The sequence below is a fragment of the Zobellella denitrificans genome (assembly GCF_002237365.1).
GTDB classification, from domain to species: domain Bacteria; phylum Pseudomonadota; class Gammaproteobacteria; order Enterobacterales; family Aeromonadaceae; genus Oceanimonas; species Oceanimonas denitrificans.
Window position 1 is genome coordinate 59,108 of the sequence record NZ_NMUO01000002.1, and the last position, 21,529, is coordinate 80,636.

23 protein-coding genes are annotated in these 21,529 nt (G+C 65.0%); 15 read left to right on the forward strand and 8 right to left on the reverse strand.

Annotated features, from left to right (window positions below; translation table 11 throughout):
* Positions 1-7: 7 nt before the first annotated feature.
* Positions 8-2,155, forward strand: a complete 2,148-nt coding sequence (gene pnp, locus CGX12_RS00905; protein WP_094038010.1) for a polyribonucleotide nucleotidyltransferase — start codon at positions 8-10, stop codon at positions 2,153-2,155.
* A gap of 166 nt (positions 2,156-2,321) precedes the next feature.
* On the opposite strand, the gene trhP is transcribed toward pnp, so the two are convergent.
* From trhP to CGX12_RS00940, 7 genes are all read right to left on the reverse strand, one after another.
* The gene (gene trhP, locus CGX12_RS00910) at positions 2,322-3,698 is read right to left on the reverse strand and encodes a prephenate-dependent tRNA uridine(34) hydroxylase TrhP (protein ID WP_094038011.1); all 1,377 of its coding nucleotides are present in this window, start codon (positions 3,696-3,698) and stop codon (positions 2,322-2,324) included.
* 92 nt (positions 3,699-3,790) lie between these two features.
* Entirely contained in the window at positions 3,791-4,153 is a 363-nt protein-coding gene (locus CGX12_RS00915; RefSeq protein WP_254918173.1) for a YgiW/YdeI family stress tolerance OB fold protein, read from the reverse strand.
* A gap of 56 nt (positions 4,154-4,209) precedes the next feature.
* Entirely contained in the window at positions 4,210-5,514 is a 1,305-nt protein-coding gene (locus CGX12_RS00920; RefSeq protein WP_094038013.1) for an ATP-binding protein, read from the reverse strand.
* On the reverse strand, positions 5,511-6,167 hold the full coding sequence (locus CGX12_RS00925) for a response regulator (protein WP_094038014.1): 657 nt from the start codon (positions 6,165-6,167) through the stop codon (positions 5,511-5,513). The genes CGX12_RS00920 and CGX12_RS00925 overlap by 4 nt, the downstream gene beginning before the upstream one ends.
* Positions 6,148-6,996 (reverse strand): aldose epimerase family protein, encoded by an 849-nt coding sequence (locus CGX12_RS00930; protein ID WP_094038015.1) that lies wholly within the window; start codon positions 6,994-6,996, stop codon positions 6,148-6,150. Before CGX12_RS00930 ends, CGX12_RS00925 begins: the two co-directional genes overlap by 20 nt.
* Before the next feature lie 76 nt (positions 6,997-7,072).
* Positions 7,073-8,068, reverse strand: a complete 996-nt coding sequence (gapA, locus tag CGX12_RS00935) for a glyceraldehyde-3-phosphate dehydrogenase (protein WP_094038016.1) — start codon at positions 8,066-8,068, stop codon at positions 7,073-7,075.
* A gap of 259 nt (positions 8,069-8,327) precedes the next feature.
* A complete protein-coding gene (locus CGX12_RS00940; RefSeq protein WP_094038017.1) occupies positions 8,328-9,209 on the reverse strand; it encodes a DUF2989 domain-containing protein in 882 nt (293 codons plus the stop codon).
* 58 nt (positions 9,210-9,267) lie between these two features.
* Here CGX12_RS00940 and CGX12_RS00945 point away from each other — a divergent pair, with 58 nt between their 5' ends.
* From CGX12_RS00945 to CGX12_RS01005, 13 genes are all read left to right on the forward strand, one after another.
* Positions 9,268-10,698 (forward strand): glyceraldehyde-3-phosphate dehydrogenase, encoded by a 1,431-nt coding sequence (locus CGX12_RS00945; RefSeq protein ID WP_094038018.1) that lies wholly within the window; start codon positions 9,268-9,270, stop codon positions 10,696-10,698.
* A gap of 103 nt (positions 10,699-10,801) precedes the next feature.
* Complete coding sequence (locus tag CGX12_RS00950) at positions 10,802-11,080, forward strand: YeaC family protein (protein WP_094038019.1); 279 nt, start codon at positions 10,802-10,804, stop codon at positions 11,078-11,080.
* 149 nt (positions 11,081-11,229) lie between these two features.
* Complete coding sequence (locus CGX12_RS00955; RefSeq protein ID WP_094038020.1) at positions 11,230-12,183, forward strand: YbgA family protein; 954 nt, start codon at positions 11,230-11,232, stop codon at positions 12,181-12,183.
* Entirely contained in the window at positions 12,173-13,018 is an 846-nt protein-coding gene (locus tag CGX12_RS00960; protein WP_094038021.1) for a MerR family transcriptional regulator, read from the forward strand. Before CGX12_RS00955 ends, CGX12_RS00960 begins: the two co-directional genes overlap by 11 nt.
* Complete coding sequence (gene phrB / locus CGX12_RS00965; RefSeq protein WP_094038022.1) at positions 12,990-14,399, forward strand: deoxyribodipyrimidine photo-lyase; 1,410 nt, start codon at positions 12,990-12,992, stop codon at positions 14,397-14,399. Before CGX12_RS00960 ends, phrB begins: the two co-directional genes overlap by 29 nt.
* Entirely contained in the window at positions 14,396-14,818 is a 423-nt protein-coding gene (locus CGX12_RS00970) for a nuclear transport factor 2 family protein (RefSeq protein ID WP_094038023.1), read from the forward strand. The genes phrB and CGX12_RS00970 overlap by 4 nt, the downstream gene beginning before the upstream one ends.
* Complete coding sequence (locus CGX12_RS00975; RefSeq protein WP_094038024.1) at positions 14,815-15,543, forward strand: SDR family NAD(P)-dependent oxidoreductase; 729 nt, start codon at positions 14,815-14,817, stop codon at positions 15,541-15,543. Before CGX12_RS00970 ends, CGX12_RS00975 begins: the two co-directional genes overlap by 4 nt.
* Complete coding sequence (locus tag CGX12_RS00980; RefSeq protein ID WP_094038025.1) at positions 15,540-16,787, forward strand: NAD(P)/FAD-dependent oxidoreductase; 1,248 nt, start codon at positions 15,540-15,542, stop codon at positions 16,785-16,787. The genes CGX12_RS00975 and CGX12_RS00980 overlap by 4 nt, the downstream gene beginning before the upstream one ends.
* On the forward strand, positions 16,784-17,503 hold the full coding sequence (locus CGX12_RS00985) for a DUF1365 domain-containing protein (RefSeq protein ID WP_094038026.1): 720 nt from the start codon (positions 16,784-16,786) through the stop codon (positions 17,501-17,503). The genes CGX12_RS00980 and CGX12_RS00985 overlap by 4 nt, the downstream gene beginning before the upstream one ends.
* A gap of 10 nt (positions 17,504-17,513) precedes the next feature.
* Complete coding sequence (locus CGX12_RS00990) at positions 17,514-18,767, forward strand: SAM-dependent methyltransferase (RefSeq protein WP_094038027.1); 1,254 nt, start codon at positions 17,514-17,516, stop codon at positions 18,765-18,767.
* Complete coding sequence (locus CGX12_RS00995; protein WP_094038028.1) at positions 18,737-19,219, forward strand: DUF2878 domain-containing protein; 483 nt, start codon at positions 18,737-18,739, stop codon at positions 19,217-19,219. The genes CGX12_RS00990 and CGX12_RS00995 overlap by 31 nt, the downstream gene beginning before the upstream one ends.
* 2 nt (positions 19,220-19,221) lie before the next feature.
* Positions 19,222-19,704 (forward strand): chalcone isomerase family protein, encoded by a 483-nt coding sequence (locus tag CGX12_RS01000; protein WP_094038029.1) that lies wholly within the window; start codon positions 19,222-19,224, stop codon positions 19,702-19,704.
* A gap of 1 nt (position 19,705) precedes the next feature.
* Positions 19,706-20,227, forward strand: a complete 522-nt coding sequence (locus tag CGX12_RS01005) for a DUF3833 domain-containing protein (RefSeq protein ID WP_094038030.1) — start codon at positions 19,706-19,708, stop codon at positions 20,225-20,227.
* Here the strand turns inward: CGX12_RS01005 and yfbR are convergent.
* Positions 20,224-20,817, reverse strand: coding sequence for a 5'-deoxynucleotidase (gene yfbR, locus CGX12_RS01010; protein WP_094038031.1), 594 nt, complete (start codon positions 20,815-20,817; stop codon positions 20,224-20,226). The genes CGX12_RS01005 and yfbR overlap by 4 nt on opposite strands.
* Positions 20,818-20,885: 68 nt before the next feature.
* Between yfbR and CGX12_RS01015 the strand changes: the two genes are divergently transcribed.
* Entirely contained in the window at positions 20,886-21,176 is a 291-nt protein-coding gene (locus CGX12_RS01015) for a DUF1244 domain-containing protein (protein WP_094038032.1), read from the forward strand.
* Positions 21,177-21,529: the final 353 nt, after the last annotated feature.

Genomic DNA, 21,529 nt, shown 5'->3' on the forward strand with positions numbered 1-21,529 from the left:
CGACAACGTGAATCCTATCGTAAAAACCTTCCAGTACGGCCAGCATACCGTCACCCTCGAGACCGGCGTGATGGCCCGCCAGGCCACCGGCGCCGTCATGGCCAGCATGGACGACACCGCCGTGCTGGTGACCGTGGTCGGCAAGCGCGAAGCCGACGAAAGCCGCGACTTCTTCCCGCTCACCGTGAACTACCAGGAGCGGACCTATGCCGCCGGCCGTATTCCCGGTGGCTTCTTCAAGCGCGAAGGCCGTCCGACGGAAGGGGAAACACTGACCGCCCGGTTGATCGACCGTCCCATCCGTCCGCTGTTTCCCGATGGTTTCAAGAATGAAGTCCAGGTGATCGCCACCGTCGTTTCCGCCAACCCGGAAATCGCCCCGGACATCATCTCCATGCTCGGCACCTCCGCCGCCCTGGCCATTTCCGGCATTCCCTTCGCCGGCCCCATCGGTGCCGCCCGCGTGGGTTACATGAACGGTCAATACGTGCTCAACCCCACCATCGGCGAGCTGGAAAACAGTGAGCTGGATCTGGTGGTGGCCGGTACCGCCAACGCCGTGCTGATGGTGGAGTCCGAAGCCAATATCCTGCCCGAAGAAGTGATGCTGGGCGCCGTGGTCTATGGCCACGAGCAGATGGCGACCGCCATCGCCGCCATCAACGAGTTTGCCGCCGAAGTCGGCACCCAGCCCTGGGACTGGCAGCCGGCCGCCGAAAACGAGGCGCTCAAGGCCAAGATAGCCGAGCTGGCCGCCCAGGATCTGGGCGAAGCCTATCGCATCATCGACAAGACTGCCCGTCGCGATGCCATCAGCGACATCAAGGCCCGGGTGCAGGAAACCATCCTGACCGAGAGCCCGGAACAGGGCATCAAGGAAATCCAGGACCAACTGGGCAAGCTGGAAAAGAACATCGTCCGTGGCCGGGTGGTTCGTGGCGAGCCGCGCATCGACGGCCGTGAGCCGGACATGATCCGCGCCATCAACGTGGCCACCGGCCTGCTGCCCCGTACCCACGGTTCGGCCCTGTTCACCCGCGGCGAAACCCAGGCCCTGGTTGCCGCTACCCTGGGCACCGAGCGGGATGCCCAGCTGATCGACGAACTGACCGGCGGTCGTACCAACCGCTTTATGCTGCACTACAACTTCCCCCCTTACTGTGTGGGTGAGACCGGCATGGTCGGCAGCCCCAAGCGTCGGGAAATCGGCCATGGCCGCCTGGCCAAGCGTGGCGTGGCGGCGGTGATGCCGAGTGCGGAAGCCTTCCCCTATACCGTACGGGTGGTGTCTGAAATCACCGAATCCAACGGTTCTTCCTCCATGGCCTCCGTCTGCGGCACCTCCCTGGCGCTGATGGACGCGGGCGTGCCGATCAAGGCGTCCGTGGCCGGTATCGCCATGGGGCTGGTGAAGGAAGAAGAAGGTTTTGTGGTGTTGTCCGATATCCTGGGTGACGAAGATCACCTGGGCGACATGGATTTCAAGGTGGCCGGTACCACCGAGGGTGTGACCGCCCTGCAGATGGACATCAAGATCGAAGGCATCACCAAGGAAATCATGGAAGTGGCGCTCAAGCAGGCGCGCAACGCCCGGCTGCACATCCTCAAGGTGATGGACGAGGCCATCAATGCGCCCCGTGCCGAGATCTCCGATTTCGCCCCGCGCATCCACACCATCAAGATCAACCCTGAGAAGATCAAGGACGTGATCGGCAAGGGTGGCTCCACCATCCGCGCCCTGACCGAGGAAACCGGCACCACCATCGAGCTGGATGACGACGGTACCGTCAAGATCGCCGCCGTCGACGGCGAAGCCGCCAAGCTGGCCATCCGCCGCATCGAGCAGCTGACCGCGGAAGTGGAAAGCGGCACCATCTACGAAGGTCAGGTGGTGCGCCTGGCCGACTTCGGTGCCTTCGTCAACATCCTGCCCGGCAAGGACGGTCTGGTGCACATCTCCCAGATCACCGAAGAGCGGGTCAAGAATGTGTCCGATCACCTGAAGGTGGGCGACAAGGTCAAGGTCAAGGTGCTGGAAGTGGACCGTCAGGGCCGTATCCGCCTGTCCATCAAGGAAGCCAACAAGCCGGCCGACGCCGAGGCGCCGGCGGCGGAAGAAGCCAAGGTGGAAGCGCCGGCCGAAAACGCCGAATAAGCGAATCGCCTGAAAGCACTAACGAAAAAGCCGGGAATCATCCCGGCTTTTTTATTTTCAGTGGGCGGCATTCTCCGCCCCTAATGACTTCCAGCTTCCAGCTTCCAGCTTCCAGCTTCCAGCTTCCAGCTTCCAGCTTCCAGCTTCCAGCTTCCAGCTTCCGGCCTCAGGCTTCGGCGGCCTGTGGGCCGTGGGGCTGGCGGGTGTTCTGCTCCTGCTCCAGGTTGCGCAGCAGTATGCCGAACTCCACCTCCACCTCGGCGGGCAGCGGCAGGTAGACCACATGACCATTGCCGGGCGCTACCTCCACGCGTTCGCCCTTGCGGTTTTTCATGGCTTCCAGGGTAAAGCTGAGGTTGCCCCGCGGGGTCATCAGCTCCAGGCTGTTGCCCACCAGGAACTTGTTCTTCACCGCCACTTCCACCCAGTCGCCGTCACGGCCGGTGATCTCGCCCACGAACTGCTGGCTGGTAGACACCGAGTAGCCGTAGTCGTAGTTCTGGTAGTCGCTGTGGGCATGGCGCTTGAGAAAGCCCTCGGTATAGCCCCGGTGGGCCAGGTTTTCCAGGGTGCTCATCAGGGTGGCGTCGAAGGGACGGCCGGCCACGGCGTCGTCGATGGCCTTGCGATAGACCTGGGCGGTGCGGGCCACATAGTAGAAGGACTTGGTACGTCCCTCGATCTTGAGCGAATGCACGCCCATCCGGGTCAGGCGCTCCACGTACTGCACCGCGCGCAGATCCTTGGAGTTCATGATGTAGGTGCCGTGCTCGTCCTCGAAGGCGGCCATGTATTCGCCGGGCCTGTTGCCTTCCTCCAGCAGTACCACCTGGTCACTGGGCTGGCCTGCGCCCAGGGTGGGCGCCACCGGCTGCACCAGGATCGGCTCCTGTTTGTGCACTATCTGGCCGGCGTCGTCTTCCCTGGCCTCGTGCACCTTGTATTCCCAGCGGCAGGCGTTGGTGCAGGTGCCCTGGTTGGGATCGCGCTTGTTGATGTAGCCCGACAGCAGGCAACGGCCGGAATAGGCCATGCACAGGGCGCCGTGCACGAACACCTCCAGCTCGATCTCCGGACACTGGGAACGGATTTCTTCTATTTCCTCCAGCGACAGCTCGCGGGAGAGGATCACCCGCTCGATGCCGTAGTCCTGCCAGAATTTCACCGAGGCCCAGTTGACCGCGTTGGCCTGCACCGACAGGTGGATGGGCATGTGCGGGAAATGCTGGCGCACCAGCATGATCAGGCCGGGATCGGACATGATAAGGGCGTCGGGGCCCATCTCCACCACCGGCTTCATGTCGCGCAGGAAGGTCTTGAGCTTGGCGTTGTGGGGCTGGATGTTGACCACCACGTAGAACTTCTTGCCGAGGGCATGGGCCTCGTCGATGCCGATCTTGAGGTTTTCGTGGTTGAATTCGTTGTTGCGTACCCGCAGCGAGTAGCGGGGCTGGCCGGCGTACACCGCGTCGGCGCCATAGGCGAAGGCGTAGCGCATGTTCTTGAGGGTGCCGGCGGGGGACAGCAGTTCGGGTGTAAACATGGAATTTCTCGTCTGATCTCAGGTCAGCGGCCGCCACCAGATGGCGGCCGGGGCGGGCATTTTACTCCTCCCCGGCGAGAAATTCGAGCAGGCTACCGGGCCAGTTCGATGCGCTCCACGTCCAGTTCCACCTGGTTCCAATCCTTGTCGATCTCGCCCCAGAGGGTGACCCGGGTCTCGGGGGTGATCTCCAGTCCGCGCCATTCGTCGTCGTCGATCTCGACCACCAGGTTGCCGCTGTCGTCCTGGAAGCGGTATTTCTCGTCTCCCAGGGATTCGGTGATCACGCCGCTCAGGCGAACCTGGGCGTCGTCCGACAGTTCCAGGGCCTGGGCGACGCTGACGGCCTCGGTGCGGTCCGGCCCCTGGAAGCCGCCTGGTTCGGTGGCGGCGAAGGCGGAGCCGGTAACGGTGGTGAGGCCGATAAGGGCGGCGATAAAGGTCTTGTTCATCATGGTACTCCGGTGTCGTTGAATAGCCCTCATCTTAGCCGCTAAAGCTTAACTCAACCTTAAGTCGGCAGCTCCAGCCGGACCCGCAGCCCCCCTTGCCCGTCGTGGCGCTCCAGAAAGCGCAGCCGAGCACCGTGCGCCTGGGCTATCTGCTGGCAGATGGCCAGCCCCAGTCCCAGCCCTTCACTCTTGCTGTCGAGGCGGGTATGGCCGGCCTCCATGTGCTGGCGCAGCACCGGGGGGATACCGGGGCCATTATCTTCGACTTCCAGCACCCAGCCGCCGGCGGCGGCCTGCAGGGACAGGCTGACCCCGGTGCCGGCCGGGCAGTGCCGCAGGCAATTGCCGAGCAGGTTGTCGAGCAGGATGCCGAGCAGGGTAGCCTCGCCCCGGCAGGGGGCAGGCGTCAGGCTGGCGGTCAGCTCGATGCCACCGGCCTCGGCGCGGTGACGGCAGCGGGTGATCGCCTCCCGGCACAGCAGGTCGAGCTGCAGGGGGGCAAAACGATGCTGCCAGCGGCCCTGATCCAGCCGGGCCAGGATCAGCAACTGTTCCACCACCCGGGCGATGCGATCGATTTCCGCCCGCACGACCGGCAGCTCCGGCTCGGGACCGGCGAGCTCCAGCTTGAGGGTGGCCAGCGGCGTCCTGAGTTCATGGGCCAGATCGCTGGCAAAGCGCCGCTCCCGGCCGAGCACCTCGTCCACGTCCTTGATCAACTGGTTGAGGCTGTCGCCGAGCAGGGCTATCTCGCGCAGGGGAGTCTGCACCCGAAGCGGTGTCAGGCTGTCGGCCGAGCGCTGTTCCAGCTGTTTTACCAGCCGGGAAAGGGGCCAGAGCACCAGGCTGATCAAGAGGGCCAGCAGCAGCAGGTTGATGCCGTTGCCGAGCAGGGCCGGGGTGATGATGTCCTCGAGGATGTCCTCCTGCAGCTCCCGGTACAGGTCGTCCCGGCGCAGCAGCTGCACCAGCAGTCGGCCGTGCCGGTGCTGGTGGCCGAACCAGGTGTGGCCGTCGAACTCGAGCCGGATCCCTGTGCTGTCGTGTCGCTGCGGCCAGGGCGGCTGGCCGAGGTTGCTGACCAACCGGCGCTGATCGAGATCGATCACATTGACCAGCAGGGTGTCTTCGTCGTCTTCCCGGAAGCCGTCGCGCAGCAGTTGCTCCAGGCGGGCAGGAGAAAGGCCGCCGTCGGTGGCAGCCAGCAGGCGGGCCAGCACTCGGCTCTGTTGCTGCAGATCCTCCTCGATCAGCTCGCGAAATTCGGCGTCGGCCACCCGGTAGGTGCTGACGATGCCGAGCAGGCCGGCGAGCAGGGTGGACAGGGCCAGCAGCCAGGCCAGCCGGCTCAGGCGAACCTTCATGGCGCCACCAGCCGATAGCCCTGGCCGCGCAGGGTCTGGATCCGCTCCTTGCCCAGTTGCCGGCGCAGGGCATGGATATGGACTTCCAGGGTGTTGGAGTCGGCGCCGTTGCCGAGGCCGTAGAGCTGCTGGGTCAGCCGCTCCCGGCTGACCACCTTGCCGGCGGCCATGATCAATACGGTGAGCAGCTGCAGCTCCTTGGGTGGCAGCTCCAGGGGCTGATCCGCCAGCAGGAACTGCCGGCGGTCGGGATAAAAGCAGAGATCGCCCACCCGGATGACGGCACCGGCCCGGCCGGCCCGGCGGCGCAGCAGCACCCGGATCCGCGCCAGCAGCTCATCAGGCTCGAAAGGCTTGACCAGGTAGTCGTCGGCGCCGGTATCCAGGCCCTGGATGCGGTCGTCCAGCTGGTCCCGGGCGGAGAGGATCAGCACCGGCACCGGCTGCTCCGTACTGCGCAACTGCTGCAGCCAGGCCAGGCCGTCACCGTCGGGCAGGCCCAGATCGAGCAGCACCAGATCGACCTCGGCGGCGGCAAAATGCGTCCTGGCGTCCCTCAGGGTACGCACCCAGTCGACCCGGTAGTGGCCCTGCAGCAGTTTCAGCAGGGCACGGCCCAGGGCCAGGTCGTCCTCAACCAGCAGCAGGTACATAGGCAGGCTCCAGGGGCTCGAAGCGGCAATGCAGCACCAGGCTGGTGCTCTGGCCCGGCAACAGCCAGGGGGCGCGCAGGCGGGCGCTTTCCACACAGACGAAACCCGAGGCGTCCGTCATGTCGGCCGGCAGCGCCGGGCCGGGGTTCCACAGCACCAGGCTATCGTGGTAGCGGTGTTCCAGCCGGAGCCGTCGATCGCCGGCGTGCAGCAGGGTCTTGCCCCGGGGGGCGGTATAGATGCGATCGAAGGGGGGCGTGAAGCGACAGCTGTCGTCACCGCTGACGTGGCAGTCTTTCAGGCTGTCCCGGTAGTCCGGGCCCAGCCCCTCGATGCGGCAGTCCGCCACCCGGGGCACGGCGAAATAGCTGTGCAGGGCCAGCTGGACCCTGGCCACCGTGCCGCCCAGGTTGGTGGTGGTGGCCTCGAGTTCGAGTTCGGCGCCGAGGCACAGCCGTTGCCGCAGTTCGAGCGTTCCATCCTGAAAGGTGAGTGTCAGGGTCACGGCCTGCTCGTCTTCTTCCACCCGCTCCAGCTGCCAGTGGCCTAGGCGGGCGGTACCGTGCTGGGGTCCCTGGTTCTGCTTGCCGAACCAGGGCCAGCACAGGGGGATGCCGCCGCGGATCGGCTTGCTGCCGTCCAGCACGGCCTGGCCGCTCAGCCAGAGCAGCTCTGGCTGACCTGCCGGGCGGTACTGCAGCAACTGGCCGCCCAGCAGACTGAGCAGGGCCCGGACCCTGGGGTGCTCTATCAGGATAAACTCGAGACCGGGGGCGTTGTTCATCAGCCGGCAGCTGGACGAGAGGGAGCGAAGCGGAGTCAGTGTCATGGATGGTACTCGTCGATAAAAACGAAAAAGCGGCCAGAAGGCCGCTTTTAATATTAACGGGTTATATCCCCGAATGTTACTTGGAGATATGGGCGACCAGATCCAGCACCTTGTTGGAGTAGCCGATCTCGTTGTCGTACCAGGATACCAGCTTGACGAAGTTGTCGTTCAGGGCGATACCGGCCTTGGCGTCGAACACGGAAGTGCACACTTCGCCGATGAAGTCGTTGGAGACCACATCGTCCTCGGTATAGGCCAGGATGCCCTTCAGTTCGCCTTCGGCGGCGGCCTTGACGGCGGCGCAGATGTCGGCGTAGGAAGCGGCCTTCTCCAGGCGTACGGTCAGGTCAACCACGGACACGTCCGGGGTGGGGACACGGAAGGCCATGCCGGTCAGCTTGCCGTTCAGCTCGGGGATCACCTTGCCCACGGCCTTGGCGGCACCGGTGGAGGAGGGGATGATGTTCTGGCCGGCACCGCGGCCGCCGCGCCAGTCTTTGGCGGAGGGGCCGTCCACGGTCTTCTGGGTGGCGGTGGTGGCGTGCACCGTGGTCATCAGGCCTTCGACGATGCCGAACTTGTCGTTGATGACCTTGGCCAGGGGCGCCAGGCAGTTGGTGGTGCAGGAGGCGTTGGACACGATGTCCTGGCCGGCGTAGGCATCGTGGTTCACGCCCATCACGAACATGGGGGTGTCGTCCTTGGACGGACCGGTCAGTACCACCTTCTTGGCACCGGCCTGGATGTGCTTGCGGGCGGTGTCGTCGGTCAGGAAGATACCGGTGGCTTCGGCCACCACGTCCACGCCCACTTCGTCCCATTTCAGGGCGGCGGGATCGCGTTCGGCGGTCACGCGGATGGCCTTGCCGTTGACGATCAGCTGGCCACCTTCAACGGCCACGGTGCCCTTGAAACGGCCGTGGGTGGAGTCGTACTTCAGCATGTACGCCATGTATTCCGGATCCAGCAGATCGTTGATGGCCACCACCTCGATGTCATCACGCTCGCAAGCTGCACGGAACACGAAGCGGCCGATGCGACCGAAACCGTTGATACCTACTTTGATAGTCATAAGTTCACCTGACTCTTTAAGTTGTGAAGAATTACGTTATGAAAAAATCTATTGGTTGTAAAATTACAAAAAAAAGACGCGGCGTCAACCCAAAACCTCGGCGGTTTTGTGCTGGATCATGATTTACTGAAATTTTATTTCGTTTGTGCACGGAAAAAATACCGTGACCACGCCATTTTTGAATGAGGGCTGCAGCGGGCCGGGTACAGGGATTGGCTGTATCCGGCCATGAAGTCAGTATAGAAGTGGATCTGTGGTTTTATCTTTGGAGATAAGTGCCATTTTTCAGCCGCTGCACGATATGGTCGGCCTGCTGCTGCATGTCCTGTTGCTGCTGTTCATCGAAGCGGGCATAAGCATCCATCCGGTTCAGGTTGACGCCTGCCTGCTGGTCCAGAGATACCAGTACCCGGGCCCAGACCCAGGCGTCGCTGTAACGTTTGCCGCTGATGTAGAGGTTGATCAGGTTGGCGATAATGCCGGTATCTATGGTTGCACCAGCCGGATAGAGCCCCAGCGCCTGGTGCAGGGCTTGCTCGGCAGCCTGCTTGTCCCGGGGAGCCAGGAGCTCGGCCAGCGCTTTTTGCAGCTCGGGCTGCTGCATGAGCGGGTTGCCGGCCTGGTTGAGAAACCCGATCCTGGCCTGGTGATCTCCATGCCGCTGCCAGTGCCAGAGCTGCAGGTAGGGATAATCGGAAGTGCGGGTTTCCTGCTCTAGCTGCCGGAGATCCTCCCTGGCCTTGATCACGGCATCCAGCTTGTCGTTCTTGCGTTCCTTGCGCTTGGTATACTCGATGCCCAGCAGGGGTTCCAGGCAGTCGTGGTAGCGGTCCAGCTCGACCATAAGAGAATAGGCGCTGGCATCATCGGGGCTGATCGAATACTGGCGACGGGCCCTGATAAGATCGGAGCGTTCAAATTTACACCAGCTGTCCACATGTAGATCCGCACAAAGGCTGGGGTTGGAATCGCAAAGGGTCTTGATGCGATCTTGCTCACAACCTGCCAAAAAGAGGAGGGGAAGAAGCATTACAAAGGGTGTTTTGATATTCATTTGAAGCTCTTTGTGGCTGTCCTTAGTCTGGTAATCATACCCCCTATCCACTAAAATGGGCGCGCTTAAATAAAGCGAGCGGGGCATGTTTTTTGCCCGCTATCCGATACTAACGACGGTTACGTGAATTAAAAGGATCTGGTCGATGACCCACGAGAGTTACCTGTCCGCCTGGCAACAGAGCCAGGAACTGGCAGAGTCCATGCAGCCCCTGATCGGCAAACTGTACCGCAACCAGGGCGTCGAGACCTGCGTCTATGCCCGCCCCCTGCTGAACGCCTCTACCATTGACATTCTCAAGGCTCACCGTGTGGTGCGTCGCCACGAAGGCCAGGTGCTGCCTGTTGCCCAGAGCTATCCGGTGCTCAAGGCCCTGAGCGAGCTGGATCTGGCCCCGGCCAGCATCGACCTGGGCAAGCTGGCGGTGCGTTACTGGAAAGATCACCAGGACGAGTCCGGCCTGGCCGATTTCCTGCAGCGCGAACTGGCACCGGCCCTCGGGGCCGAGCATAACGCCAAGCCCACCGACGTGGTGCTGTACGGCTTTGGCCGCATCGGCCGCCTGCTGGCCCGCCTGCTGATCGAGCGTGCCGGCAGCAACAACGGCCTGCGCCTGCGCGGCATCGTGGTGCGTGGCTCCGGCGACGATCTGGAAAAACGCGCCAGCCTGCTGCGCCGTGATTCCGTGCACGGTCCTTTCAACGGTTCCATCGAAGTGGATGCCGAAAACAACGCCATTATCGCCAACGGCACCTACATCCAGGTGATCTACGCCAACAGCCCGGAGGAGATCGACTACACCCAGTACGGCATCCACGATGCCCTGGTGGTCGACAACACCGGCAAGTGGCGCGACGAGGCCGGCCTGGGCCTGCACCTCAAGGCCAAGGGTGCCGCCAAGGTGCTGCTGACCGCGCCGGGCAAGGGCGATATCAAGAACATCGTGTTCGGGGTGAACGACAGCATGATCGAAGCGGATGACCGCATCATGTCCGCCGCCTCCTGCACCACCAACGCCATCACCCCGGTACTGAAGGCGGTGAACGACGCCTACGGCGTGAAGAACGGCCACGTGGAAACCGTGCACTCCTACACCAACGACCAGAACCTGATCGACAACTACCACAAGGGTGACCGTCGCGGCCGCAGCGCGGCGCTGAACATGGTGCTGACCAGCACCGGCGCCGCCAAGGCGGTGGCCAAGGCGCTGCCCGAACTGAAAGGCAAGCTGACCGGCAACGCCATCCGGGTGCCCACCCCCAACGTGTCCATGGCGGTGCTGAACCTGAACCTGGAAAAGGCCACCACGGTCGAGGAACTGAACGACTACCTGCGTCAGGTGTCCCTGGACTCGCCCCTGCACAACCAGATCGACTTCAGCACCAGCAGCGAGCTGGTGTCCAGCGACATGGTCGGCTCCCGCTTCGCCGGCATCGTCGACTCCCTGGCGACCATCGTCGAGGGTGATCGTGCCGTGCTCTACGTCTGGTACGACAACGAGTTCGGCTACAGCTGCCAGGTGGTACGCGTGATGCAGAAGATGGCCGGTATCGAACTGATGGATCTGCCCGCCTGATCGGCGGCTGGCAGGCAACATCGTTGAACAAGGGGCGGCCAGCGGCTGCCCCTTTTGTATTTGTGGTGGTAGAGTGAAGGCCGCCAACAGAGGAGAAATGCCCATGTCATCTTTTCAGCAAGCCATCGCCGCCATGCCGAGGGAAGTCTATGAACGCCTGAAGACGGCGGTGGAGCTCGGCAAATGGCCCGACGGCTCGGTGCTGAGCCCAGAGCAGAAGGACACCACCATGCAGGCGGTGCTGGCCTGGCAGGCGATGCACAACGACAACCCCGAGCACATGACCATCGGCAAGGGGGGCGAGCTGGTGATGAAGAGCAAGTCCGAGCTGCGCCGCCAGTTCCGCGACGAGACCGAGATCATCCGCCAGAAGCTGAACTGAGCCTGGCTTCTTGATGCTGTTTTCCAAAAACCCGGGCCCGGCCCGGGTTTTTGCGTTTCCGGTCCTGGCCGAAATTTTTCTTGTACATGCTTGATCGTTTTGTACAACTACCGCTATGGTATAGGCATGGTTGTACAAGAGAGATATTTATGTACAAGTTTGACCCCGGCGTGATCCGGATCGGCGTCAGCGGCTGCCTGGTCGGGCAGCAGGTGCGTTTCGACGGCGGCCACAAGCGTTCCGACTTCTGCACCGAAGAGCTGGCCCGTTTCGTCGAGTTCGTGCCCCTCTGTCCGGAAATGGCCATCGGCCTGGGTGCGCCCAGGCCCAGTATCCGCCTGGTCAACCAGGCGGGAGAGGTGCGGGCCCTGACCGCCCGGGGGGAGGATCTGACCGAGCGGCTGCAGGCCTACGGCCGCGACATGGCCGTCCGGCTCGGGGGAGTGAGCGGCTACATCCTCTGCGCCAAGTCGCCCAGCTGCGGCATGGAGCGGGTACGGGTCTACCACGACAGCGGCAAGGGCAACGCCAAGGAAGGCATCGGCCTCTATGCCGCCGAGCTGATGCGGGCCCTGCCCTTGCTGCCCCTGGAGGAAGACGGCCGGCTCCAGGATCCCGTGCTGCGGGAAAACTTCGTGACCCGCATCTACGCCTTTCACGACTGGCAGTGCCTGCTGCACCGGGGGCTGACGCCGTCGCGGCTGATCGCCTTTCACAGCCGTTACAAGTACCTGCTGATGGCCCACCACCGCGACAGCTACCAGGCCCTGGGGCTGTTGCTGTCGGATCTGTCCGGCGGGGTCGGGCAGAAGGCCGACGCCTACATCGCCGGCATGATGACGGCCCTGGCCCGGCGGGCCAGCCGGCGCGGGCACACCAATGTGCTGCAGCACCTGCAGGGCTATTTCAAGCATCAGCTCAACTCCCGCCAGCGCCAGGCGCTGGCCCGCACCATCCATCAGTACCGGGAGGGCGAGTTGCCCCTGCTGGCGCCCATCACCCTGTTCCGCCACTACCTGGAAGAACATCCCAACGACTACCTGCGCCAGCAGGTCTATCTCAACCCCCATCCGGAGGCATTGCGGCTGCGCTATGGCATCTGATCCCAAGTATCCGATCCGGGAGGTGTCCCGCCTCACCGGCATCAACCCCGTTACCCTGCGCGCCTGGCAACGCCGTTACGGCCTGCTCAAGCCGGCGCGCACCGACAAGGGCCACCGGCTCTATTCCGAGGACGACATCGCCCTGATCCGCCAGATCCTGCACTGGCTGGAGCAGGGCGTCAGCATCGGCCAGGTCAAGGGGCTGCTGGCCAGCCCGGCGCCGGTGGCGGAAGGCTCCAACTGGGAGCAGGCCCAGGCCCGGTTGCTGGCCGCCGCCCAGGAGCTCAACCTGGGCCGGCTGGAGGCCGAGCTGGTCGAGCTGACCAGCCTCTATCCGGCGGAGCTGCTGCTGCGCCGGGTGATAGACCCCTGGTTGCAGACCCTGGCCGGCCAGGCGCGTCCGGACGCCGGCCTTATCGAGCAGAGTGCCCGTGCCCTGCTGCTGCGGCTCTGCTACCAGTTGCTGACCATCAAGACCGGGCCGCGCATAGCCCTGGCCCGGGCCGGGCAGGTGGGGGAGCTGCACGCTGCCCTGGCCCAGTTCGAGCTGCAGGGGCTGGAATGCCGCAGCCTGGATCTGGGCGTGCTCGATGCCCAGGCCCTGCCCCTGGCCATGGAGCGGCTGAAGAGCCCGGTGCTGGTGGTGCTGCTCGGGGCCGGCCTGACCCAGGGCTGGTTCCGGGAGGCCCAGGCGCACCTGCCTGAGGCGTGTTTTTTCGTGGGTGAGCTGGGGGAGCTTTACCGGCAACAGGGCTGGCTGGCGCGGCCCTATGCCGCGAGCCTGAGTGACATTGTGAGGAAGCATGATGCGGCATTTGGTCTGGTTCAGAACTGATCTGCGGCTGGCCGACAACCCGGCCCTGTACGAGGCGACGGCGGGTGGCGCCCGGGTGGAGGCGGTCTATGTGGACTGCCCGGAGCAGTGGCGCCGGCATGGCAACGCTCCCATCCAGCGGGACTTTCTGCGCCGCAACCTGCAGCAGCTGGCCGAGGGGCTGGCGGTGCTCGGTATTCCCTTTACCTTGCTGCGCACCGACCGCTTCGACCAGGTACCGGCGCTGCTGGCCGAGTGGAGCGCCGCCCGGGGCATTGATGCCCTCTACGCCAACCGGGACATCGGCATCAACGAGCGCCGGCGCGACCAGGCGGTACAGCAGGCCCTGGGCTTCCCCTGCCGGGTGTTCAACGGCGACTGTGTGGTCAGCCACGGCAGCCTGACCACCCGGGGCGGCGACATGTACCGGGTGTTCACCCCCTTTGCCAAGGCCTGGCTGGGGCGGTTGCGCGGCAGCGGCTACCGGCTGCTGCCGGCACCGCCCCGCCAGGGAGAGGCGCTGCCCCCGGCCCCCATCCAGCTGGAGGGCGAACTCGTTGCCAGCGAGGCCTGGCCGGCGGGGGAGGCGGCCGCTTCCCGCCGGCTCACCGCCTTTTGCCGGGAGCAGCTGCGCCATTATGGCGAGCGGCGCGACTATCCGGCCCTGGCGGCCACCAGCAGCCTGTCGCCCTACCTGGCCTTGGGGGTGCTGTCTCCCAACCAGTGCCTGGCCGCCATCGAGGCGGAGCTGGGCTCCCTGCCCCTGAGCCGGGGCGAGCGGGGCTTCAGCTGGCTAAACGAGCTGATCTGGCGCGAGTTCTACCGGCATTTGCTGGTGGTCTTTCCCGCCCTGTCCATGCACCGGGCCTTCAAGCCGGAAACCGAGGCCCTGCGGTGGGACAACGACGAACAGCGGTTCGGGCTCTGGTGCCGGGGCCAGACCGGCTACCCCATCGTGGACGCCGCCATGCGCTGCCTGCACGACACCGGCTGGATGCACAACCGGCTGCGGATGATAGTGGCGAGCTTCCTCACCAAGGATCTGCACATCGACTGGCGCTGGGGCGAGGCCTGGTTCATGTCCCGGCTGATCGACGGCGAGCTGGCCGCCAACAACGGCGGCTGGCAGTGGGCGGCGGGCACCGGTGCCGATGCCGCCCCCTATTTCCGGGTGTTCAACCCCACCACCCAGGGCGAGCGTTTCGACCCGGACGGCGACTTTATCCGCCGCTGGGTGCCGGAGCTGGCCGAGGTGCCCGCCGCCGCCATCCACGCGCCCCATGACTGGCTGGCGCGGCACCACCCCGGCCATGGCTATCCGCCGCCGGTGGTGGATCACGGCCAGGCCCGGCTGCGGGCCATCGCCATGTTCGATGCCCTCAAAGAGCGGGAGGCGCCATGAGCCCGGCCCTGTCCGCCTTCTGCGAGCTGTATCGGCGGCTCGGCCCGGACGGGCTGGCGGGCCTGCGTCAGGTCTACGCCGAGGAGGTGCATTTTTGCGATCCGGCCCACGATCTCCACGGCCTGGAGGCCCTGGTCGATTATTTCGCCGGGCTCTTTACCCATGTCGGCCAATGCCGGTTCGACATCGAACAGGTGATGGAACAGCAGGGCGAGGCCTTCGTGCGCTGGCAGATGGTCTTCAGCCACCCCCGGCTGAACGGCGGCCGGGCCGTGCAGGTGCCCGGGGTCAGCCACCTGCGCTTCGGCGAGCGGGTGCATTACCACAGGGACTATTTCGATCTCGGTGCCCTGCTCTACGAGCAGGTGCCGGTGCTGGGCGCGCTGATCCGCGCCCTCAAGCGGAGGCTGGCCTCATGAAACGCGTACTTATCACCGGGGCCGGCTCCGGCATCGGCCTGCAACTGGCCCGGGACTATGCCGCCGACGGCTGGCGGGTGCTGGCCTGTGGCCGGGACCGGAGCCGGCTGGAGCAGGCCCTGGAAGGCGTCGAGGCCGAGCTGTGCCTGTTCGACATGGAAAACCGGGAGCAGGCGGCGCGGGTGCTGTCCGCCCAGGACGAACTGGATCTGGTCATCCTCAACGCCGGCGGCTGCGAGTACATCGACGATGCCCTGCATTTCGATGCCTCCCTGTTCGAGCGGGTGATCCGCACCAACCTCATCGGCACCGCCAACTGCCTGGCGCCCTTGCTGGCACGGATCAAGCCGGGCGGCCGGCTGGCCCTGATGAGTTCCTCGGTCACCTGGCTGCCCCTGACCCGGGCCGAGGCCTACGGCGCCTCCAAGGCGGGGCTGGATTACCTGGCCCGCAGCCTGGCCCTGGATCTGGCTCCCCACCGGATAGGGGTGAGTCTGATCCGCCCCGGCTTCGTCGACACCCCCCTGACCCGCAAGAACGACTTTCCCATGCCCGGACGCATCGAGGTGGGGCAGGCGAGCCGCGCCATCCGTCGCGGCCTGGCCCGGGGACGGGCCGAGATCGGTTTTCCCTTTTTCTTTGTGCAGGCCCTGCGCCTGCTGTCCTGGCTGCCGCGCGGACTCTGGCTGCGGCTGGCACGCCGAACCCCGAGGAGCACGACATGAGCAAGATGGCCATCATCGGCAGTGGCATTTCCGGCCTGACCTGCGCCTGGCTGCTGGGCCGGCGCCATGAGATCACCCTGTTCGAGGCCAACGACTACCTGGGCGGCCACACCGCCACCGTGGACGTGGAGCTGGGCGGCCGCCGGCATGCGGTGGACACCGGCTTTATCGTGTTCAACGACAGAACCTACCCCCGCTTCCGGCAACTGCTGGCGCAGACCGGGGTGCGGGCCAGGCCCACCGAGATGAGTTTCAGCGTGCACCAGGCCGGCACCGGGCTGGAGTACAACGGCCATACCCTGAACACCCTGTTCGCCCAGCGCCGCAACCTGCTCAGCCCGCGCTTCCATGGCTTCCTGGCCGAGATAGTGCGCTTCAACCTGCTGTGCAAGCGGGTGCTGAAGGCCGGCACCCTGGACGACGAGCACAGCCTGGGCGATTTCCTGCAACGGCATGGCTTCTCCGATTTCTTCGCCGGCCACTATATCCTGCCCATGGTGGCGGCCATCTGGTCGTCTTCCCTGGCCGACAGCCGGGATTTTCCCTTGGCCTTTTTCCTGCGCTTTTTCAACCACCACGGCCTGCTCAACCTGGTGGACCGGCCCCAGTGGTATGTGATCGAGGGCGGCTCGCGCAGTTACATTCCGGCACTGACCGCCTCGCTCCGGGATATCCGCCTCAACAGCCCGGTGCTGGGCATCCGGCGGCAGGCGGACGGGGTGCGCATCCACAGCCGGGCGGGGGAGGAAACATTCGACCAGGTGATCCTCGCCTGCCATGCGGATCAGGCCCTGGGGCTGCTGAGCGACGCCAGCGAGGCCGAGCGGCAGGTGCTGGGCGGCCTGCCCTACCGGGACAACGAGGTGGTGCTGCACACCGACACCCGGCTGCTGCCCCGGGAGCCGCGGGCCTGGGCCAGTTGGAACTACTGGCTGGACGGCGGCGAGGAGGCGCTGCCCTCGGTGACCTACAACATGAACATACTGCAGGGGCTGCAGGCGGCCGAGACCCTGTGCGTCACCCTTAACCGCAGCCGGGACATCGATCCCGCCCGTATCCTGCGCCGCTTTACCTACGCTCATCCGGTCTACCACCGGGAGGCCATCCGCGCCCAGGGACGGCGCGGCGAGATCTGCGGCCGCGACCGCACCCATTTCTGCGGCGCCTACTGGTACAACGGCTTCCATGAGGACGGGGTGCGCAGCGCGCTGGACGTTTGCGCCCGCTTCGGGGAGGCGCTATGAGCCTGCACAGTGCCATCTACCAGGGCCTGGTGCGCCACCGTCGCTACCGCCCCAGCGAGCACGGTTTCAGTTACGGCCTCTACATGCTGGCGCTGGATCTGGACGAGCTGGAACGGCTCGACCGGGAGAGCCGGCTGTTCGGCTGCGAACGCTTCGCCCCCCTGAGCTTTCGCCGCCGGGACTACCTGGGCGATCCGGCCGTGCCGCTGAAGGAGGCGGTGCTGATGGAAGTGGCCGGCCTGGGCGGCGATACCCTCGGGCTCGATCGGGTGGTGATGCTTGGCCAGGTACGCTGCTTCGGGCTGTATTTCAGTCCGGTCAACTTCTTCTTCTGTTACCGGGGCGAGCAGGCCCGCTACCTGCTGGCGGAGGTGCGTAACACCCCCTGGCGGGAACGCCATTGCTACCTGGTGGATCTGGCCCGGCCCGCGCCTTCCGACAAGGTGTTTCACGTCTCGCCCTTTATGGGCCTGGCGATGCAGTACCACTGGTGCATCCAGCCGCCCGGCCGGCGGGTACTGATCCATATCGAGAACCGGGACCCGGCCCTGCTGTTCGACGCCACCCTGGCCCTGCGCCGGCATCCTTTCGATGGCGCGGCCCTGAAGGCGGCACTGCGGCAATGGCCGGTGGTGACGCTGACCATAGTGCGCGGCATTTACTGGCAGGCGCTGCGCCTGCTGGTGAAGCGCGTTCCCTATCATCCCCATCCCTGAAGGAAGCCTTATGGAAACGACCCTGAGCATATCGGAACCCCGTCGGCTGGAGCGCTGGGCCCGCCGGCTGGCGTTTTCCCTGCTGTCCGGCCTGGAAGGGGGCGGACTGACCGTGCTGGATGGCGAGGACAGATTCGAGTTTGGTGATCGCCATGCGGCGTTGCAGGCCTGCATCCGGGTATTCGATCCCCGTTTTTACCGCCGGCTGATGACGGGCGGCAGCATAGGGGCGGCGGAATCCTGGGTGGAGGGGGGCTGGCACAGCCCGGATCTGACCGCCCTGGTGCGCCTGTTTGCCCGCAACCTCCAGGTGCTCGACCGGCTGGAGCGGCGCCTGGGCTGGCTTACCGCGCCCTGGCAGCGGCTGCGGCACCGGCGCAACCGCAATACCAGGAGCGGCAGCCGGGCCAATATCGCCGCCCACTACGATCTGGGCAACGACATGTACCAGCTGTTCCTGGATCCCCTGATGCAGTATTCCTCGGCGGTGTTTCCCGCGCCGGGCGCCAGCCTGGAGCAGGCCCAGGAGCACAAGCTCAGGCTGATCTGCGAGCGGCTGGAACTGAAGGAATCCGATCACCTGCTGGAGATCGGCACCGGCTGGGGCGGGCTGGCCTGCTTTGCCGCCAGGCACTACGGCTGCCGGGTGACCACCACCACCCTGTCCCGGGCCCAGCTCGAACATGCCCGGGCGCGGGTGGCGCGGGAGGGCCTGGCGGAGCGGGTGACCCTGTTGCTCGAGGACTACCGGGATCTGCAAGGCCGCTACGACAAGCTGGTGTCGGTGGAGATGATAGAGGCGGTGGGACACCAGTACCTGCCCGGCTATTTCCGTACCCTAGACCGGCTGCTCAAGCCCGATGGCCGCCTGCTGATCCAGGCCATCACCATCACCGATCAGCGCTACGATCAGTATCGCAAGAGCGTGGACTTTATCCAGCGCTACATCTTTCCCGGCGGCTGCCTGCCTTCGGTCAGCGAGATGTGCCGGCACCTGAAGGAGCAGACCGGGATGACGCTGACCCGGCTGCACGACTACGGCCTGCACTATGCCGAGACCCTGAACATCTGGGCCGAGCGCTTCCGCCAGGCGGAGGCGCGGCTCAAGGCGCTGGGCTATGGCCAGGACTTCCAGCGGCTCTGGGCCTTCTACTTCGCCTATTGCGAGGGCGGATTTCGCGAGGGCAGCATCGGCCTGGTGCATTTCGAGGCGGCCAAAGCGGGAGCGTGGACATGTCCAGATGGCAGTGGATCCAGCTGCTAGCCTTCGAGGGCTTCTGGCTGTTGGCGGTGGCCGGACAGAACCGCTGGCTGGCGCCGGTCGTCCTGTTGCTGCTGGTGCATTTCGTGTTCACGCCCAGCCGCCGGGCCGACAGCCGGGTGCTCTCGCTGGCGCTGTTGGGGCTGGCGGTCGATGGCGTCCTGGCCTGGGCCGGGGTGTTCGCCTTCGACCATCCGCCCTGGTGGCTGGCGTTGTTGTGGGCCGGCTTCGTGCTGACCCTGGGCCACAGCCTGGTCTGGCTGCGTGGCTTTGCCCCCTGGCTGCTGGCGCTGACCGGCGCCCTGGCCGGGGCCTCTTCCTATCTCGCCGGCTGGCGGCTGGGAGCGGTGCAACTGCCGCTCGGTTTCTGGGTCAGCGCCCTGGTGCTGGCGCTGGTGTGGGCGGCCTTGCTGCCGCTGCTGGTGCGCCTGGACCGGCGTTTAAGGAGTGACTGAAGATGAAAAAGTGGTTATCGATACTGATGTTGTTGGCGGCCCCCGTCTGGGCCAGCCCGGTGGCGGATCTGACCCTGGTGGGGGAAGGCAAGATGCGCTGGTTGTTCTGGGATCTCTACCAGGCCCGCTTTTACAGCGACGATGGCCGTTACCGGCCCGGTGATTTTCCCCAGGCCCTGGCCCTGCGTTACCAGCGGGACATCAGGCAGGAAGACTTGTTGAACGCCACCGTCGAGGAGTGGCGCCGGCTGGGAGTGGACTGGAAGCCGGAATGGCCGCAACAGCTGGGCCGGCTCTGGCCCTCGGTGCGCAGGCAGGACGAACTGGTATTGCGGGTGGAGGCGGACGGGGTCAGCCGCTTCTATTTCAACTGGCGGCTGCTGGGCGAGATAGCGGATCCGGACTTCGCCCCCGCCTTTCTGGCCATCTGGCTGTCGCCGGACAGCCGGGATCCGGCCCTGACCCGGAAACTCAAGGGGAGCTGAAATGAAGTCAATGATACTGGCGGTAAGCCTGCTGCTGATGTCGTGCAGCACTGATATCAACGACTACGAGGCCTCCAGCCCGGCCCTGGCGCTGGACCGCTTCTTCGAGGGCGAGCTGGTCGCCTACGGCATGGTGCAGGACAGGACGGGCAAGGTGTTGCGCCGTTTCAAGGTGGACATGGTCGGCCACTGGGAGGGCAACCGGGGGGTGCTGGAGGAAGACTTCTTCTACGATGACGGCGAAACCCAGCGCCGGGTCTGGTATCTGGAAAAGGGGCCGGACGGCCGCTACAGCGGCACCGCCGCCGATGTGGTCAGGCCCGCCTCGGGCCAGACCCGGGGTTATGCCCTCAACTGGCGTTATACCCTGGCGGTGCCGGTGGACGGCAGGGTCTGGCACCTCGACTTCAACGACTGGATGTACCTGCTCGATGAAGACCGGCTGATCAACAGGGCCGTGATGAGCAAGTGGGGCTTCAGGGTCGGCGAGGTCACCCTCTGGATAGAGCGCCGGGGAGGCTAGAACTCCGGGGCCGAAATCTCGTCGAGGGACAGGGAAAAGCTGGGCACGAAGACCTCGAGAAAATAGCGGATCTCCTGGTTCATCCGTTGCTCCAGCATGGCGGTGAGCCGCTTTCTGGCCGGGGCGAACTCCCGGTTGCCGGCGGTCAGCTCCTCCTCGCACTTGATCAGGGCGCAGAGGATGTCCGCCGCCTTGACCAACTGGCCGTAGTCGTCATCCGGCGGGCTGCTGAGCAGGGGAGCGTAGGCGCCCTGCAGCTCGGCGGGCAGCATTTTCAGCAGGGTGGCCTCGGCGTTCTTTTCGATGTCCTTGTAGGCCCGGGCGATGTCCTCGTTGAAATACTTCACCGGGGTGGGCAGATCGCCGGTCAGCACCTCGCTGGCGTCGTGGAAGAGGGCGCGCATGGCGGCCTGGGCCGGATCCAGGGCGCCGCCGAACAGGGTGTTGCGGATCACCGCCAGGGCGTGGGCCACCATGGCCACCTGCAGGCTGTGTTCGGCCACGTTTTCCGGCTCGACGTTACGCATCAGCGGCCAGCGCTGGATCAGTTTCATGCGCGCCATATGGGCGAAGAAGTGGCTGCGGTTCATGGGCTTGCCTGTGTCGTTGCGGGGCGATGCCGTTATAATGGCACTAACCGACCCCAATGGAGAAGAGAATGGACAAGCAAACCCAAACCGAGCTGGAAGCCGCCGCCTTCCGCGCCCTGCTGGCGCACCTGGACAAGCGCAAGGACGTGCAGAACATCGATCTGATGAACCTGGCCGGCTTTTGTCGCAACTGCCTGAGCAAGTGGTACCTGGCCGCCGCCGAAGAGCGCGGTCTGGAGATGGACTACGACCAGGCCCGGGAACGGGTGTACGGCATGCCCTACGAGGAGTGGAAAGCCAAATACCAGCAGGAAGCCACGCCCGAGCAGAAGGCGGCCTTTGAGAAGAGCCACAAATAACAGCGATAAGCGGTCAGCTTTAAGCTGTAAGCCTGACTCTTAGTCACAAGTCCGGCTGTCTGATTTGACGCAGATAAGAGGCAACAGGGCCAGCTCCGCCGACACGCTGTGAATACATCCCTGTACGCTCGCACCTGCCATCCCTGGCAGGTGACGGTCGGCGGAGGCCATCCCTGTTGCCTCTATCCAGCCCCGACGCTGCCTTAAGGCGGTGCCAACAGGCGGCTGCGAGGCAATAGAGAGGACAAAGGGCACAGCTCCGCCGGCCCTCCGCGCTAGGGAGGGCGCGGCGGAGCCCCCAGGGAGGGGTTTACGGCGTGCCGGAGGAGCTGTGCGCGTTGGCCGATGTTTTG

Bases quoted from the DNA above. Each gene is read 5' to 3' on its own strand.
- CGX12_RS01015 (WP_094038032.1), top strand. From the start codon at position 20,886: ATGGACAAGCAAACCCAAACCGAGCTGGAAGCCGCCGCCTTCCGCGCC.
- CGX12_RS00915 (WP_254918173.1), bottom strand. From the start codon at position 4,153: ATGATGAACAAGACCTTTATCGCCGCCCTTATCGGCCTCACCACCGTT.
- CGX12_RS00945 (WP_094038018.1), top strand. From the start codon at position 9,268: ATGACCCACGAGAGTTACCTGTCCGCCTGGCAACAGAGCCAGGAACTG.
- CGX12_RS00975 (WP_094038024.1), top strand. From the start codon at position 14,815: ATGAAACGCGTACTTATCACCGGGGCCGGCTCCGGCATCGGCCTGCAA.
- CGX12_RS00990 (WP_094038027.1), top strand. From the start codon at position 17,514: ATGGAAACGACCCTGAGCATATCGGAACCCCGTCGGCTGGAGCGCTGG.
- CGX12_RS00995 (WP_094038028.1), top strand. From the start codon at position 18,737: ATGTCCAGATGGCAGTGGATCCAGCTGCTAGCCTTCGAGGGCTTCTGG.
- yfbR (WP_094038031.1), bottom strand. From the start codon at position 20,817: ATGAACCGCAGCCACTTCTTCGCCCATATGGCGCGCATGAAACTGATC.
- CGX12_RS00960 (WP_094038021.1), top strand. From the start codon at position 12,173: ATGGCATCTGATCCCAAGTATCCGATCCGGGAGGTGTCCCGCCTCACC.
- CGX12_RS00970 (WP_094038023.1), top strand. From the start codon at position 14,396: ATGAGCCCGGCCCTGTCCGCCTTCTGCGAGCTGTATCGGCGGCTCGGC.
- CGX12_RS00955 (WP_094038020.1), top strand. From the start codon at position 11,230: ATGTACAAGTTTGACCCCGGCGTGATCCGGATCGGCGTCAGCGGCTGC.
- CGX12_RS00940 (WP_094038017.1), bottom strand. From the start codon at position 9,209: ATGCCCCGCTCGCTTTATTTAAGCGCGCCCATTTTAGTGGATAGGGGG.
- CGX12_RS01000 (WP_094038029.1), top strand. From the start codon at position 19,222: ATGAAAAAGTGGTTATCGATACTGATGTTGTTGGCGGCCCCCGTCTGG.
- CGX12_RS00950 (WP_094038019.1), top strand. From the start codon at position 10,802: ATGTCATCTTTTCAGCAAGCCATCGCCGCCATGCCGAGGGAAGTCTAT.
- CGX12_RS00930 (WP_094038015.1), bottom strand. From the start codon at position 6,996: ATGACACTGACTCCGCTTCGCTCCCTCTCGTCCAGCTGCCGGCTGATG.
- trhP (WP_094038011.1), bottom strand. From the start codon at position 3,698: ATGTTTACACCCGAACTGCTGTCCCCCGCCGGCACCCTCAAGAACATG.
- CGX12_RS00925 (WP_094038014.1), bottom strand. From the start codon at position 6,167: ATGTACCTGCTGCTGGTTGAGGACGACCTGGCCCTGGGCCGTGCCCTG.
- gapA (WP_094038016.1), bottom strand. From the start codon at position 8,068: ATGACTATCAAAGTAGGTATCAACGGTTTCGGTCGCATCGGCCGCTTC.
- phrB (WP_094038022.1), top strand. From the start codon at position 12,990: ATGCGGCATTTGGTCTGGTTCAGAACTGATCTGCGGCTGGCCGACAAC.
- CGX12_RS01005 (WP_094038030.1), top strand. From the start codon at position 19,706: ATGAAGTCAATGATACTGGCGGTAAGCCTGCTGCTGATGTCGTGCAGC.
- CGX12_RS00985 (WP_094038026.1), top strand. From the start codon at position 16,784: ATGAGCCTGCACAGTGCCATCTACCAGGGCCTGGTGCGCCACCGTCGC.
- CGX12_RS00920 (WP_094038013.1), bottom strand. From the start codon at position 5,514: ATGAAGGTTCGCCTGAGCCGGCTGGCCTGGCTGCTGGCCCTGTCCACC.
- CGX12_RS00980 (WP_094038025.1), top strand. From the start codon at position 15,540: ATGAGCAAGATGGCCATCATCGGCAGTGGCATTTCCGGCCTGACCTGC.